The 12961-nt window shown below is 61.8% G+C and carries 14 protein-coding genes; 2 read left to right on the top strand and 12 right to left on the bottom strand.

Annotation, left to right across the window (positions count from 1 at the left end):
• Positions 1 to 279: 279 nt before the first annotated feature.
• The 4 genes from ATE67_RS20835 to ATE67_RS20820 form a co-directional block, all read right to left on the bottom strand.
• A complete protein-coding gene (locus ATE67_RS20835) occupies positions 280 to 606 on the bottom strand; it encodes a hypothetical protein (protein WP_058803384.1) in 327 nt (108 codons plus the stop codon).
• A 59-nt stretch (positions 607 to 665) separates the two neighbouring features.
• Entirely contained in the window at positions 666 to 2339 is a 1674-nt protein-coding gene (locus ATE67_RS20830; protein WP_058803383.1) for an ATP-binding protein, read from the bottom strand.
• A 103-nt stretch (positions 2340 to 2442) separates the two neighbouring features.
• Positions 2443 to 3078, bottom strand: a complete 636-nt coding sequence (locus tag ATE67_RS20825; protein ID WP_058803382.1) for a DUF7007 domain-containing protein — start codon at positions 3076 to 3078, stop codon at positions 2443 to 2445.
• A gap of 47 nt (positions 3079 to 3125) precedes the next feature.
• Positions 3126 to 4412 (bottom strand): hypothetical protein, encoded by a 1287-nt coding sequence (locus ATE67_RS20820; RefSeq protein ID WP_058803381.1) that lies wholly within the window; start codon positions 4410 to 4412, stop codon positions 3126 to 3128.
• 67 nt (positions 4413 to 4479) lie between these two features.
• Here ATE67_RS20820 and ATE67_RS20815 point away from each other — a divergent pair, with 67 nt between their 5' ends.
• The gene (locus ATE67_RS20815) at positions 4480 to 4977 is read left to right on the top strand and encodes a hypothetical protein (protein WP_058803380.1); all 498 of its coding nucleotides are present in this window, start codon (positions 4480 to 4482) and stop codon (positions 4975 to 4977) included.
• Positions 4978 to 4984: 7 nt separating this feature from the next.
• Here the strand turns inward: ATE67_RS20815 and ATE67_RS20810 are convergent, their stop codons facing one another.
• The 8 genes from ATE67_RS20810 to ATE67_RS20775 form a co-directional block, all read right to left on the bottom strand.
• The gene (locus ATE67_RS20810; RefSeq protein ID WP_058456863.1) at positions 4985 to 5479 is read right to left on the bottom strand and encodes an RES family NAD+ phosphorylase; all 495 of its coding nucleotides are present in this window, start codon (positions 5477 to 5479) and stop codon (positions 4985 to 4987) included.
• Between the two features lie 4 nt (positions 5480 to 5483).
• Positions 5484 to 5834 (bottom strand): antitoxin Xre/MbcA/ParS toxin-binding domain-containing protein, encoded by a 351-nt coding sequence (locus tag ATE67_RS20805; protein ID WP_054590611.1) that lies wholly within the window; start codon positions 5832 to 5834, stop codon positions 5484 to 5486.
• Positions 5835 to 5944: 110 nt separating this feature from the next.
• Positions 5945 to 6145, bottom strand: coding sequence for a hypothetical protein (locus tag ATE67_RS20800; RefSeq protein ID WP_058456862.1), 201 nt, complete (start codon positions 6143 to 6145; stop codon positions 5945 to 5947).
• A 16-nt stretch (positions 6146 to 6161) separates the two neighbouring features.
• Positions 6162 to 6785, bottom strand: a complete 624-nt coding sequence (locus ATE67_RS20795) for a DUF6927 domain-containing protein (protein ID WP_058803379.1) — start codon at positions 6783 to 6785, stop codon at positions 6162 to 6164.
• A 12-nt stretch (positions 6786 to 6797) separates the two neighbouring features.
• Positions 6798 to 7439, bottom strand: a complete 642-nt coding sequence (locus tag ATE67_RS20790; protein WP_058818315.1) for a hypothetical protein — start codon at positions 7437 to 7439, stop codon at positions 6798 to 6800.
• Between the two features lie 47 nt (positions 7440 to 7486).
• Positions 7487 to 7879: a hypothetical protein gene (locus ATE67_RS20785; RefSeq protein WP_058818314.1), complete on the bottom strand. Its 393-nt coding sequence runs from the start codon at positions 7877 to 7879 to the stop codon at positions 7487 to 7489.
• Entirely contained in the window at positions 7848 to 8798 is a 951-nt protein-coding gene (locus tag ATE67_RS20780; RefSeq protein WP_058803377.1) for an ArdC family protein, read from the bottom strand. Before ATE67_RS20780 ends, ATE67_RS20785 begins: the two co-directional genes overlap by 32 nt.
• A gap of 82 nt (positions 8799 to 8880) precedes the next feature.
• Positions 8881 to 10998, bottom strand: a complete 2118-nt coding sequence (locus ATE67_RS20775; RefSeq protein ID WP_058803376.1) for a ParB/RepB/Spo0J family partition protein — start codon at positions 10996 to 10998, stop codon at positions 8881 to 8883.
• 674 nt (positions 10999 to 11672) lie between these two features.
• On the opposite strand from ATE67_RS20775, the gene ATE67_RS20770 reads away from it, so the two are divergent.
• Positions 11673 to 12818, top strand: a complete 1146-nt coding sequence (locus ATE67_RS20770; RefSeq protein ID WP_066646897.1) for a hypothetical protein — start codon at positions 11673 to 11675, stop codon at positions 12816 to 12818.
• The last annotated feature ends 143 nt before the right edge of the window (positions 12819 to 12961 follow it).

Raw genomic sequence — 12961 nt, 5'->3', positions numbered from 1 at the left:
GTGCCGAGCTCCGCGCCGCCTGATGCTTATGTTGCAACAGGCTCGATAAGGCGACGCGGATTGGTGTGATGTGTGACCGGGAAAGTTGATGGCGCCTGAAAACGCCCAGTAGTAGTTTGGTCCGCATCCGCCTTTGCTCGATCCGGGGATGTGAATACGGATTATGGTACGCGGCCACGGCCTCGACCGGATACAAGTCTATGCACGGATAGTGCATCAGCTGACCTCGGAACTAATGAAGCCAATCCTTGAGCATTGCGTGTGGGGGCCCCCAACCCGTCAACAGAAGGAACCGTTCAATGCGAACTTGACAAGGCCCGGATCATACAAATCGACTTTCATCAGCACCTTGATGCCATCGACATCCATGCTTGCAAAGTCTCGCTCGGGCGAATCCGGGGCGAAGGTGCAATGGCGCAGAGCGGCCATCAACCGAGCCTGAACCATCATGCTTTGTGCCACCGTGTCGCCGCCGAATTCTGCAAGCAACCCGGAGGTCATGACGATGCGGGCCGTTCGGTCACGGCCCTGGCGCGCGGCATCATTGAGCAGCGCAATGCGCTCGGTGCGTTGCCGCGCGCAAGTGAGGTCAGATGTGTCATGCATTGGAGGTCTCCTCCTGATCCAAGAGACGACGAGCGGACAACCGGACGGCCTCGCGGGACTCAGCCCGCAGGTTGAAAAGCGGAAAGCTGAACATCGATCGCGGTCCCGGCAGCAACGGTAATGGCAACCTGCCGGTCCTTGGGAATGACCCAGAGGATGCCGGCAAGCGTGTCGCGGATACGCGCCGCAATGGCTTCGTCCTCGCCGAGCAGCACCCGGGCCGCGAGCTCGCGCGCATCGCGCAGGAAGTGCTCGTGCTGGGTGTCCCAGGAGTCGGCCTCGCTGTCGTCGTTCGCGCAGAAACAGACGTTCTCGATCAGATCGACCAGCGTTTCAGGAGTCAGCGCCGGACCCGGAACATAGGCAATGCGGATCTGGTCGATGCCGCTGTACCAACCATCCTCGCCGAGGACGAAGGCGACATCTGCCGAGATCCGTTCCTCGCGCTGCGTTACGCTGGCGCGGTGGAAGACGCAGAACCTCAGCTCGATCGTCTCGGCACGAACATGGTCATCGAGCGGGGGGAAGCTGCCGTTTTCGGCGATGACGTGGTCGCGCTCTCCGGCTGCAACATAGAAGCGCACGTTGCCGAGCTGATGCAGCGCGTCATACCAGCCATAGCCAGCGTATGCGGGATGGTTCTCGACGAGGTGCGGGCGCAAGGGGTGGTCGCGCAGCGCGCGCTCCAGTCCCTGGGCAATATCGGGCTCAAGATCCGCGACAAGGATCGTGTCCGCACCTGCTGCGATTTCCTCATACTCGACATTGACGTTGTCGCTCTCCGCAATGGCAGCATGCCAGCGGGGCAGGCAGGGGTCGGCCTCCGGCAGGGCAACCCCAAGATCGCGCGCTTCCTTCCAGTTCTCGAAGGAAAGCCGGTGCTGGCCTCTGTGCGCCAGCGCGGCATAGATCGTGCGCCTGCACGCTGCCTGCAGCGCCGCAAACGCGGCATTCTCGACGAATTCCTTGCGCGCCGGGAGCACAAGGGCAAGGCCCGGGGTGGCCCCGATATCGAGCCGGGCATGGTATGTTTTGCCGCCCAGGCTCTCCGAGACGCTGGCAAGCTTGCGGGTGAGCACCATCCCATAGAAATTCGTGGTGGGGTCCTGGTGGTATTCGCGCCCTTCGAACACGCCGATCTGGCTGCCGTTCCACTCGGCGATGTAGATTGCTTTGGCGAGAAAGTCCTCGCGTGGCATTTCCGTGCCATTGAAGAACACCGGCAGCGGGTAGAACTTCGCGACCTCGCGCAGAATCCGCTCGGTGGTCTGCTCGCTCACGCCGGGCATCAGGAAGCTGATTGTCGTCCCGACGGGGCGAGCAAGGGGCTGCACGGCAATGTCCTGCGCACCGGTCCAGCCATCCGCTGGGACATGGACCGACCATCCGATGTCGGCATCGGTATGACGCGAGCTGATCCGGGTTTCCTTGCCCGCCAGGCTGAAGACACCCATGCCTGCCGGGTCTTCGGCCTCATGGATGTGCTGGCTCCAGCCCGAATCCCCCAGCGCAATCATGGTCTGGGGATCGGCTACCCCGGACCCATCATCGACAAGGGTCAGGCGCGCTCCGTCCTGATCCGCGCAGCAGGCGATATCGATCCGGGAAGCGCCAGCGCGGCGACTGTTCTGGAGGAGCTCGCCGAGGATATCGCCGATGGTGCCGTTAAAGAGGCGCGTGACTTTGGTGATCGTCTTCGGGCTGACGCTGGGTCGGATGACTGTCAGGTTCATGGCAAAGGGTCCTTCATCGCACTGGTTCGCCCTTCCCCTCCCCCTCCCCTTCAGATCGGCGGATCAATGCCTGGCCAGAGCCGGGTGGCCTTCGGCCTGCTCTTCATCCGACTCGCTTGGGCCGCAGGGCCTCAGGTATCGGGATGACCTCGTGCGCCGTATCGCGCAGCGCCGTGACCTCGCCGCGCGCGGCGTAGAGGTCCTTGGCGATGAGCGCGCAGACTTCGGCCTCGCCATAGGTTGGTCGGCCAAGGTGATCGACGCGTTCGACTTGCCGGGCAATCACGCCAACCTTGCCTTCCGGCACCCATTCGGCCCAATCGCCCCAGGCGCTGGTGACGCAGAACTCGCCGATGGCGGCGATGTAGGCCTTACGCGTCCGCAGGATCGTGGAGGCATTCTCCTCGACAGCCTCGCCGGTAAAGGCACTGAAGCGGTCCGGATGCCAACATTTGGCGGTATCGCGGGCAAGCTGCAGAAAGCCTGCAGAGCAGGAGCCCTGCCCATCAAGCTCGCTGGAAAAGGCAAGGATCGGGAGCGCCCAATCGCAGTCTTCTTCGTAGGACCCTCCGTCGATCTGTAGCGCTGACGGCATGGCGGCCTGTCTCTGATCGGACAGAATGATGCCGCCGTGGCTGGCGGTCATCACCGACCAAATCCCGGGGCCAAGCTGATCGGCCTGTTGGACAGCACCCCAGATCGATGTCGATGGGCGCGGCGACGGAGCAAAGCATGTCATGAGCGAACTCTCCTTCTTCAGGTTCGCTCAAATCCTCCCCCTCCCCTTCACGCGAGAATGCGGCGGGCTTCGCTGATAATTTTCTGAGGCGTCACGCTGCTGACCGACAGGCATACGACATGCCCTGCCTGAGCGAGACGCTCGCGCTCGATGCTGCACAGCTCAAGATAGTCGGCATCATCCGACTGCAGGATCTGGAGCGCGAATTTGCATTCCTCCCCGCTATGCTCATCGAGCAGCGCCACCAGGAAATCCGGCCTCGCCGAGCCAGCACCCAGCGTGATGTCAAAAAGGACCTTCTTGACCGCCATCCTGACGCCGAGGCGACGCAGTTCATACTGGGCCTGTTGGAGCGCGCGCAGCACATCGCGATCGTGGTCGCGCTCGGCGGGCACGAACTGGTTTCCGCTGAACACAGGCTGGGCATATGCCCGCAGCGCCAGGTATCCTTCGCGCCGGCTGTGCTCGCCGACGACAGCAAGCACCAGAAATGGGGGCTCGACCTCGGCGCGGATGATCCCGGTGTGCTGGATGCGGTTGCGGATTTCGACAGTTCCGAGCCCCGTCACCACCTCGCTCGATGTGACCTCGCTCGCTTCGAGAAGCAGAAAGGCTTGCGGTGCAAACTCGGGCGGCCAGGTCTCGGCCGCAGCCCGCAATCGGGCATGGACCCGCCGTTTCTCGTAATCGATCGCGTTGGTGTAGAGATGATCCGACAGCCGGATGCCCGGCGCGATTTCGAGGCCCTGAGCGGCGCGCTTGAGGTGACGCATTTCTTCGCTGATCGAGCCTGCGCGCCTGCCGCTGGGCGGTAATTCGCGCAGGATATTCGAGCCTGCGCGTTCGAGCAGCAACCAGAGCAGCTTGCCGAGGCGCGGGATCGCGACGCCGCGTGAGCGGTCGTCGGGCTCTATGTCCTCTGGCCTCTGTGCAAGCTTCTCCGGCGCCTTCTGGTGTGCGCTGAACAGGCCTTTTGGAAGGCCGATGGCATAGAGCGAATCCTTCACGGTCTCGCGGATGCGCGGTGGCGCCTGCGGCAGATGAAACGGGCAGCCCGGCTCGTGGCCTGGCCGCGAGGTAAGACGCCGGAGGTAATAGGTTTCCTGAAAACTGAGATAGGCCGCGCTCATCAGCGGCGGCGGCCGCTCTGCCCCAAGGCAATCGCAGGCGATCCACTTGTGGTTCTCTCGCGCGGTCGAGACCAGTGAGACGCAAGCGCGGTGGTCGGCCTCGCTGCCCCGGCCTGTATACCAGCGCACCAGCGCAGCCTTCAGCTCGTCGCTGATGGCGACCCTGCCGGTCTTTCCTGTGGTGTCCTTACCTACCAGCCACATGCATGATGACGCCTTGACCCTGTCGTTTGTTCACGTTATGTTCATAATCTGCAGGAGCCCATGAATAATGAACAAGGTCTTTGATATCGGCAAGTTCGACCTCGATGTCACGCTGCGCGACGCGGCACTTGATCCCAATTGCCGTCCAACCAAGCGTATGCTCGCCAATGCCTCGATCGGAGTGGAGCCGTTCGATGCCTATTACTCAGCGCGCGAGCTCTATGAGACCTTGCAGGGCGTGTTTCAGGGCCTGCCCAATGCCAAGGCTCGGCTGACGCAGATCCTGTCCTGCCATTGCGATGACTATCAGCGCTGCCTCTACTATGCACTGGCAGGGCGCGGGGTTGTCCAGATGCTCGACGATCTCGAATGGCTCTTCGAGCTCCTCGGGCCGCGGTGCCAGATGTCGGGCCACATTCTGCGCTCGGGCCAGCACCCGGCACCGATGGTCAACCCTTACGTCTCGTCAGAGCCTGATGGCCCTGTTCCTGCCCGCAACGCCGACTTTACCGAAGGCCCATCGTGGTATCTCGATCCCGGCCTCGGAGGGATGATCGAGGAATAAGAGGCCATCAGTTATTGCGAAGGCCAAGTCGGTCGTCGTCATCAACAAGCGTGATGCGCCCGTCCCAGTCCCATAGGACAAGATTGAGCGCGTCTGCGGGGGCGCCGCGGGCGTAGCTCGGGACAACGATGCCAGCATAGCCTTGCGCGATCGCGGCCTCCGCCAGGTCCTGCGTCGGGACCGGCTTGCCGGAGAGCATCCGATCACGCCATGACGGGTCGGCGAGTTCAGCCGGTGTGATGCCGAAGGGATGCAATGCAGCCGTGTCCCGGCCATCGAGCAGCGGCCCGATGTCGGCCTGATAGGCCACCAGCGTGGTGGGCTGCAGCGTGCCAGCCTGATTGGCCTCGCGCAGCGCGGTCTCAGGGGCGAGGGAAGTATAGAGCGCCGTGCGCCCCATGCGATTGAACCGTCCGCCAAATCGGGCGGCCCCCTCCCCTGAGAGGGGTTCACGGGACCAGACCGGATTGTGGGCGCGGTAGAGCAGCCCGGTAAAGTGCATTGGACTAGGCGTGGACGCCGGCGTCGACCGCGTCGATATAGGTCAGCACGTCATCGGCCCGGTTGCTCTGCACGAGCTGCATGGCAGTCTGGCCCGAGAAACCCGGCAGTGGTTCCGAGCGGTACCAGGCATAGGCCAACAACGCCGAACCAAAGCGCGGCTCGACCTTGTTGAGCACCTCGACCATCTGGCGAAGGCGGCGCTGCGTCCGGTCGGACGCGATCCGGTCCTTGCGCTGGATCGCATCCTTGCCGAGGCCCAGCGAGCGTGCGAGTTCGTCGCTGGTCGTCCGCAGCGCGTCGACGATCTTGCGCGGAGCAAACGCGCCGTTGTCAGCGTAGTTTTGAATCGCCATTGCACTTTCCCATGAATTCTGACGCGATATAGCGTCAATATCTGCGGTAATCAAGGTTTGGGTGTCAAACCCAGCAGGTGTTCCCGTTTTGCCGAAGAGGTTACCCGCTCTTACAAAACCACGACCTGCAATTCGATCGCGCCGGCAAGGCCCTCTTCTGCAGGCAGAACGCAAAAGGGCTGGAGCTTGCTGTCCGTCCTCACCACGGCATGGCTCTGCCCGGAATTTGCGGTCATCCGAATGGCGACACGCTCGGCATTGGCGCGCCCGCACAGGATCGCCCTTCTGGGGTCCAGGCTCTGAGGCAGCATGATCACCTCCCGAGCGTTACGGCGTCGCCGGGAAGAATGTGCGCACCGCGCGCTTTGGGGGCACGACTTCAAATCGGCGCTCCATCAATCTGCTGATGCGAAACCGGCCTCGGCCATCGGGCGTGCTGAGTTCAATTTTCGCGCCGCGCTTTGTCACCCTGAATTCAGCGTGTTCGGTGCCGTCGGTGAACTTCATCGGTTCAGGCAGCCGGATCATGTCGCCATCGGCGATCTTGCGTTCCTTGAGCCGGAGCTGGCGGTAGCACCGGTTGCGCCAGTCGAGGGCATAAGGATGACTGGTTGGCCCCAACTCCTCCAGGACACTTCTGGGGCACCCGGCCTCCACCGGTCCTGAATTTTCATCCATGTCCTTGTAGCCGAACAGGAGGCCGTCGGCTGCCTTGGGGTTCCAGCGGACCAGACAGATCACCGCGGAGATGGCGTGGGTCTGGTTGTTCGGTCCATAGCGCTGGACAGCCGCGTAGTAGGCACCGGTTGTGGACACGCTTCTGATGACCCGGCATCCTTCGAAGGTGCCGGTTTCTTCATTCTCGCGCTCCCATGTGAGCTGATTGTCAAGATAGGCCTTGGGAGTGTCGAAGCCCCCCATTCCGGCACGGTGCATGTAAAGCCAGCCCATGCGTGTTCTCCTTCAGATGAGCCCCGGCTGCGCCGGAGGTGCGATCTTCAATTCGCGCGCGATCCGCGCCGTGAGTGCGGGAATGTCTGCAAGGGCGGTGATCGGCGCTTTGCGCATCACCGCGCCAGGCAGTTTCCAGAACGGGTTGCGCCAGGCGAGACCCGGCTCGCCGAACCTTTCCGGGCTGATCCGGACGTAGATCCCGTCGGCTTCCAGCACATGCTCGCCCGCGAGCTGTTCCTGTGAGGTGTAATAGCTGATGCGATAATCGGCGTGCTCGAGCCCGATCCCTGCTGCGATCTGGCGCAGCGCCCGCGTGCCCTCGCGCCGGTAGTGGCGCAGTTCTTCGGGACGATAGTCGATCCCGCGTTTGACCAGCGCAATGATCGCAGGCCTGTGTTTGAGCTCGGCAAGGCGTTCAATGCATTGGGACCGCAGAGCCTGGTCGTCTGCCTCACATTCGGTCGGCCTTCCGTCAGCAATGCGTTGAAGGTGGCGCGTCAGCAGCAGCACTGCCGGACAGGTTGCGGCCTGCCGGCCTGCCAGACGGACATCATCCACGGCCTCGTTCAATGCTCGCAGCGCATTTTCGAAGGTCGTCAGCCCATCGGGCTGGAGTGCGCGGCGGTAACGGTAATCAATGTCGCAGGACATGAGGCTTCCTTTCCATTGCAAGATGCAATGGCCCCATCCCCCTTTCCTCAATGCAGGCTGCCGCAGTGCTCGCTCGGGTTCTCCAGCAGCAACGGCTCGTAGATCATCGGTCGCAGGAGCGCCCCTGGCGCAATCTGTTCGAGGATCCTCGCTATTGCCGAGACCGCAACGCCCGCCTCGGTTGTCTGGATGATGAGCGATCGGCCTTGACCCGGAACTGTGCCAAGCGACCAACCGACGCCCCCCTTGCCGAGAAGGCCGTCCAGCACCTGGCGCGGGTCCCTCTGGGGGAACAGGCCTGCGATATGCTGGTCCAGCTCCTCGCCGATCGGCGCCCTCCTCCGGCCTGCAACATCGCCCGCATAACGGTGAAGCTGGGTGAGGCAAACGACCTCCTGCGGTGCCGGCTCAAGCAAAAGCCGGAACTGGCGCCGTCTCATCGGCTTCCTCCCCCTCTTCGCCGGCAGGTTCGCTCTGGAAGCCCGAATAGGCCGCAAGATGGTTGAACGCCTGATCGGCCTTCGCGGCTGCGGTGATGATCGCCGTCTTGTCGGCCTTGAGGATCTCCAGCCAGTGCGAGACGTAGCTGGCATGGCTTTCGTGAAGGTCTGCCGGCAGACCCAATTCATAGCAAATGCGCGCACTCACCTGCTCGGCCACCAGCTCCTCGAAAGCGTATGCCTTGTCGCCGAAACGCTTGCCAAACTCGCGGGCGAGCCGCGAGGCATGGCCCGACCAATGCCCGAGTTCATGCGCTTTCGTCGCCACGAACCCGTCTTCGGTGTTGAAGACATTGGGGTGCGGAAGCTGAATATAATCAGCGCCCGGCGAGTAGAACGCGCGGTCTCCGCCGAGGCGTATGTCAGCCGGAACGGGTGAGAAGAAGCGCTCGATGGCAGCGGCCTTCTGCGAGGGCGTCGGCGGCGCTTCAGGCACCGGGCTCGGATAGAAATGCGGCGGCAGCCCGTCGATTTGCGATGCGTTGAACACACTGTAGGCGCGCATGAACCGGATTGTTTTCGAGGATTCCTCGCCGGTCGCCTGGTCGATCGCAGTCTTCTTCGTGCTGTTGAAGTAGATGCTCGGCTCGGCGGTCTCGCCCTTGCGCACCTTTCCGCCAAGCTCGATGGCTTGCCGCCAGGTCATCCAGTAGCGCGAGCCATAACCATAATGGTCGGCGACCGCCCAAAGATAGAGGCGGTTGATCCCTGTGTAAGGGACGCCTGCCGCGCGCAGCGGCGCTCCGCCCATCCCAGTCTTCTTCCAGGGCCGGCGCCAGGGCAGCGTTCCGGCCTCGATTGTAGCGATGATCAGATTGGTGATTTCCTGCGCGACGTCGCGCTTGGGTCTTTGGCGCATTGGCCTGCTCCTCAACAAAAAGAGGCCCAGCTCACTCAGGCGAGTGGCCGGGCCAGGTCATCAGGAGGGGTGATTTGCCGCCTCAGGCGGCTACCGCCGCTTCTTCACAGGCGACTTCAGGTTGATGGTCATTGATAAGCTCGTCGGCCTCGCTATCGGCTTCAGCTTCAGGTTCAGCGCCATCGCCATCGCAGGCGCCGGAGACAGGGGCGCTTTCGTCGGTGTCCGGGATGACCGGATCAGCGGGGTTGGCACCAATCGTGAACTTCATGCCTTCGGGGAGCCAGGCCAGCGCTGCTTCCTTGACGTCCTGTTCAATGATCGCCTTGCCGGCGAAGATCGTCTCGCAGGTCTTGGCAAGGTCAGCCTTCTTCGATGCGGCATAACGCGCCGCAAGATCGCTGCCGCCGACTTCGGTCAGTGCCGCAAGACACGAGGTCTTGCTCACCCGGTCGAAGAAATTCTCGGCTGTCGGGCGCCACATTGCTGCAACGTCAATGTCGAGCATGCTGCCGATGACGGCATGGATCGGATGGTATTCCGAACCATAGCCCTTCTTGGCTTCGAGCGAGATGGCCACCGCATAGGCGAGCCACGCCGCCTTGGCTTCGTCGGCAAGTTCGCGAAAGGCAATGAAGCGCTGCGCCGCACACCCATGTTCCTGCCATGCCTTGTCGAGCGCGCTTTCGGCCTCGGCGAGAATCCCTTCGGCTGTGGACTGCGGAAGTTCTCCGGTCGCCGGATCGCTGGGGTGCCCGCCCCTGATCGAGGTTCCCCGGCTTTCATAGCTGCGGCTGTCAGCCAGCGCGAAGATGGCGAAGTCGAGCGCGAGCCCGGCATCGCTGAGGAGGGATGCCGACAGGATATTACGGCGCTGCACGGAAAGCTCGTCGAACAGACGGGCGCTGATCGGCTTCTCCGTGCCCGGCGCAACTGCCTCGGGTCTGGAAGGTGCAGCGCTACCGCGCTTGGTGGAACCTGACACCGGCTCTTCGGCCGTCGCTGTCACCTTGCCATTCTCATCGGTCTCGAACGACAGGCGCTTTTCGCTGTAGTAATCGGCCTCGAGCACCATCTCGCCGCGGGTGGTGAGAACCAGGAACCGCCCGGCCTCACTGCGCCATTCTTCGGGCAGTTCGCGCACCGGGTTATTGAGGTCGCTGCGCTCAGCATCGAGATCCTCATACTCGGCCTCGAGCTGCCCGAAATCGGCCCCGTCGCCTTCAGGGCCGCCTTCATGGCCTTCGTCGATGATCTCGCTGATTTCTTCCATGCGGGCATCGATCGCGTCAATTCGGGCTCGTGCTTCTTCGGACAGCGGCGCGGGCGGCAGCCGGACAGCATTGACGCCCATTTCGCTGCGCGCCTGCCATGAATTGGTCGACGCCACTGGGCTGATCCAGGCAAGGCCAGTTTCAGCAGCGATCCGCTGGGCTTCGGCCTCCATTTTCTCGGCCGCAAGCCTGTGGGCGATCTCGATGTCGATCCAGCGATCATCTGCCGCTTCGCTGAAGAGGTCGCGTTCGATCTTCCCGCCGGCGGCCACATAGGCATCTTCGCCGATCAGCAGCGCAATCGGGTCATTGCCGCGCATGGAACCGTTCGCCACCATACGCCGGATGGCATCGGCGCTTGGGTTATAGGCGTAGCGCATCTGCTCAAAGACCCGCAGTTGCACCTCGTGCTGGTCGGTCGCTGCGTAGGCCTTGGCGATCTCGAGTGTGACATCGCCTTTGGCGAGTGCCTCGAAAATCGGCTCGGCAAGGTTCGCTAGCCGCAAGCGGCCTTCCACGAAGCGCAGGGTGAGGCCGAAGCGTTTGGCGACCGCGGCAACGTCGCTGCCTTCCTTGATAAAGTGCTGGAAGGCCCGGCATTCCTCAGCCGGTGACATCCCGACGCGCTGGAAGTTCTCGGCAAGCGAGGCCTCGCCTGCTTCCTCTTCGCTGCCTTCGAGCAGCTTGCATTCGATCTCGGTATCGGGGGCCCAGGCACCGCGCGTGACGATCATCTCGATGGCCCGCAATCGCCGGCCACCGGCGATCACGGCAAACTTGCCGCGCTTCTTGCTCCTGGTGACCAGCAGGTTCTGCAAAAGGCCGCGCGCTTCGATGTCGGCGGAAAGCTGGATATCGTCTTCTTCGCTGCGCGTTTTGCGCACATTGGCATCGCTCAGATAGAGCCGGGAAAAGGGAATAAGCATCGTGGTCGCTCCTGATGTGCACCCGGCAATCACCCGGGCACACATCCCCTCCCCCTCCCCTTCCGATCTGCGTTTCACGCAGGACTAAGAGTTGACCATCTTCTCCCCTGAGGGTGAACAGCATAACATGGTCTTGAGCTGGACGGAGCGACTCATAAAAGAACAAAATGCCGAAAGGGTTGGAGCTCGCGATTCTGGGATGGCCACCATTCGCGGCGTAACCAGACCGGCTTTGAGCCAGAATGCGACGTTAGCTAGTCGAGCTTTGAAAGGCAGTTTTCATCGCTTCTCGACAGCACCTGCCTGAAGGCGAGAGCTGAACGCACAATGCGCGATCGGTGATCGGAAAGCGCTTGATGCTAAAGGAATCTGGATGAGGAAAGGGGAGAGCCTCTTGCGAAGCTCTCCCCGAGCACCTTGCGGTGTAATTCCAAAAGGCCGTTAAGCCGAGCAGCCTGAGCTGTGAGTTCTATATAGGCCAAAGGCGTTAAAATTCAACTCGCGTTTGAATCCTAAGTCCCTGATTTCAGACATTCCTTGCGAGCCAGGCCGTTATACGGCATGATCCATTTTCCTTGATTCCCTTGATATGTTCCATTGTTCTTGATTGCCTTGATACCCTTGATTGCATTGAATACCTTGATGGGGACAGAAAGACGTGTTACCACGCCCTCGTGGAACGATCGAAAAATGCGCCTTTGGACGATTCGGCGTCCCGTGAAGCCGAATCAGTCGGTGCCGATCGCATTCGGGGGAAGGGGCGAGGCGGCAACTTTCTTGCCATTGATCGCGCAGCATGGGAACGCCTATGGGAGGTTGAGACTAACAACAGGCTGAACCTCGTCACCGCATATATTGTGCTGCTTGCCGGGACCGGCAGCGACCATCAGCTCAGCAAATGGTCGACCAAGGCTTGCGAACAGCATGCAGGAATGGGCAAGCCACGGGCCAAGGTCGCGATCGACGAGCTGATCCAGCATGGGTTCGTTGCGCACACCGACCGCTCGACGAAGCTCTATCCGCAATATCGCCTGCAGCCGATCCCTCTCGACAGCGACCCCATCTTTCTGCCGGTCGCGTTGGTAACGGGAATTGAAACTGAGGCTTCAATGCTTCGCCGTGTCCGCGAGACCGGCGACGCGCTCTTACTGCGAATGCTGGTGGACCTCTATGGTTTGGTCCAGCTCGATGCGACATTCGGTGTGCCAATCGGCGCGTTGAGCCAGACCCCGCCCGACGATTATCCTGCTCGAAAGGTTTTTGAGATCGGCATCCATTCCGTTTGGGCACTTCGCCTCGTCGGTGGGTCGAAGTCTGCGAAAGGTGATTGGGCGAGTTATCATCGCTCGAAAAGCCGCAACAAGGATGGAGCCTGGGGGGATTTCTGGGCGCGGGTGGCGATGCTCGAGAAGATCGGGGCCGTCTGGTATGAAGCATGGATCTTCGACAGCGAGGAATCGGATGCCGAGCCGCTGTTTCCAGTCGATCCCGGCGCCCTGTATCATCAGGGTGAGGGTGACGATGTCTATCAGCTCACCCGCACGATGCTCGACGCTGCGGCCAATCTTTCTGAAGAGCGCAGCAACCTGCTCGAACGCTATGGCATCGACATGTTAGTGACCCTCGCGCAGCATCGTCGCGCGCCAGGTATCCGGGGCGTGGCGCGTATGCGGATCGAGGCGGATACGCCGGGTCGTCGGCTTTCCTATTACAAGCGCCGAACCCAGATCGAAATCTACGAAGCTGGCTACACCCAAATAGCACTCGATGCGCTACGGGGTGAATATAGTCGACCAATGAATACCAGCACGCCGCAATGAGACAACCAACCGCCGGGAAAAAGCAGCCTCTCCATGCCGAATGATGTCAAACGGCGTTCAAAAGGGACCCCCGATCGGCGTCGAAGAGGGACCCCCTTTTCGGATAATATGATGCTGGTTTGTTGAAGATGGCCTTGCGCTGC

The organism is Sphingopyxis sp. H050, from assembly GCF_001468265.1.
GTDB lineage: Bacteria > Pseudomonadota > Alphaproteobacteria > Sphingomonadales > Sphingomonadaceae > Sphingopyxis.
This window is presented reverse-complemented; position numbering and strand designations above follow the sequence as displayed.

Coding starts and splice junctions, on each gene's coding strand:
- ATE67_RS20835 (WP_058803384.1), bottom strand. CDS start 606: ATGCATGACACATCTGACCTCACTTGCGCGCGGCAACGCACCGAGCGC.
- ATE67_RS20830 (WP_058803383.1), bottom strand. CDS start 2,339: ATGAACCTGACAGTCATCCGACCCAGCGTCAGCCCGAAGACGATCACC.
- ATE67_RS20825 (WP_058803382.1), bottom strand. CDS start 3,078: ATGACATGCTTTGCTCCGTCGCCGCGCCCATCGACATCGATCTGGGGT.
- ATE67_RS20820 (WP_058803381.1), bottom strand. CDS start 4,412: ATGTGGCTGGTAGGTAAGGACACCACAGGAAAGACCGGCAGGGTCGCC.
- ATE67_RS20815 (WP_058803380.1), top strand. CDS start 4,480: ATGAACAAGGTCTTTGATATCGGCAAGTTCGACCTCGATGTCACGCTG.
- ATE67_RS20810 (WP_058456863.1), bottom strand. CDS start 5,479: ATGCACTTTACCGGGCTGCTCTACCGCGCCCACAATCCGGTCTGGTCC.
- ATE67_RS20805 (WP_054590611.1), bottom strand. CDS start 5,834: ATGGCGATTCAAAACTACGCTGACAACGGCGCGTTTGCTCCGCGCAAG.
- ATE67_RS20800 (WP_058456862.1), bottom strand. CDS start 6,145: ATGCTGCCTCAGAGCCTGGACCCCAGAAGGGCGATCCTGTGCGGGCGC.
- ATE67_RS20795 (WP_058803379.1), bottom strand. CDS start 6,785: ATGGGCTGGCTTTACATGCACCGTGCCGGAATGGGGGGCTTCGACACT.
- ATE67_RS20790 (WP_058818315.1), bottom strand. CDS start 7,439: ATGTCCTGCGACATTGATTACCGTTACCGCCGCGCACTCCAGCCCGAT.
- ATE67_RS20785 (WP_058818314.1), bottom strand. CDS start 7,879: ATGAGACGGCGCCAGTTCCGGCTTTTGCTTGAGCCGGCACCGCAGGAG.
- ATE67_RS20780 (WP_058803377.1), bottom strand. CDS start 8,798: ATGCGCCAAAGACCCAAGCGCGACGTCGCGCAGGAAATCACCAATCTG.
- ATE67_RS20775 (WP_058803376.1), bottom strand. CDS start 10,998: ATGCTTATTCCCTTTTCCCGGCTCTATCTGAGCGATGCCAATGTGCGC.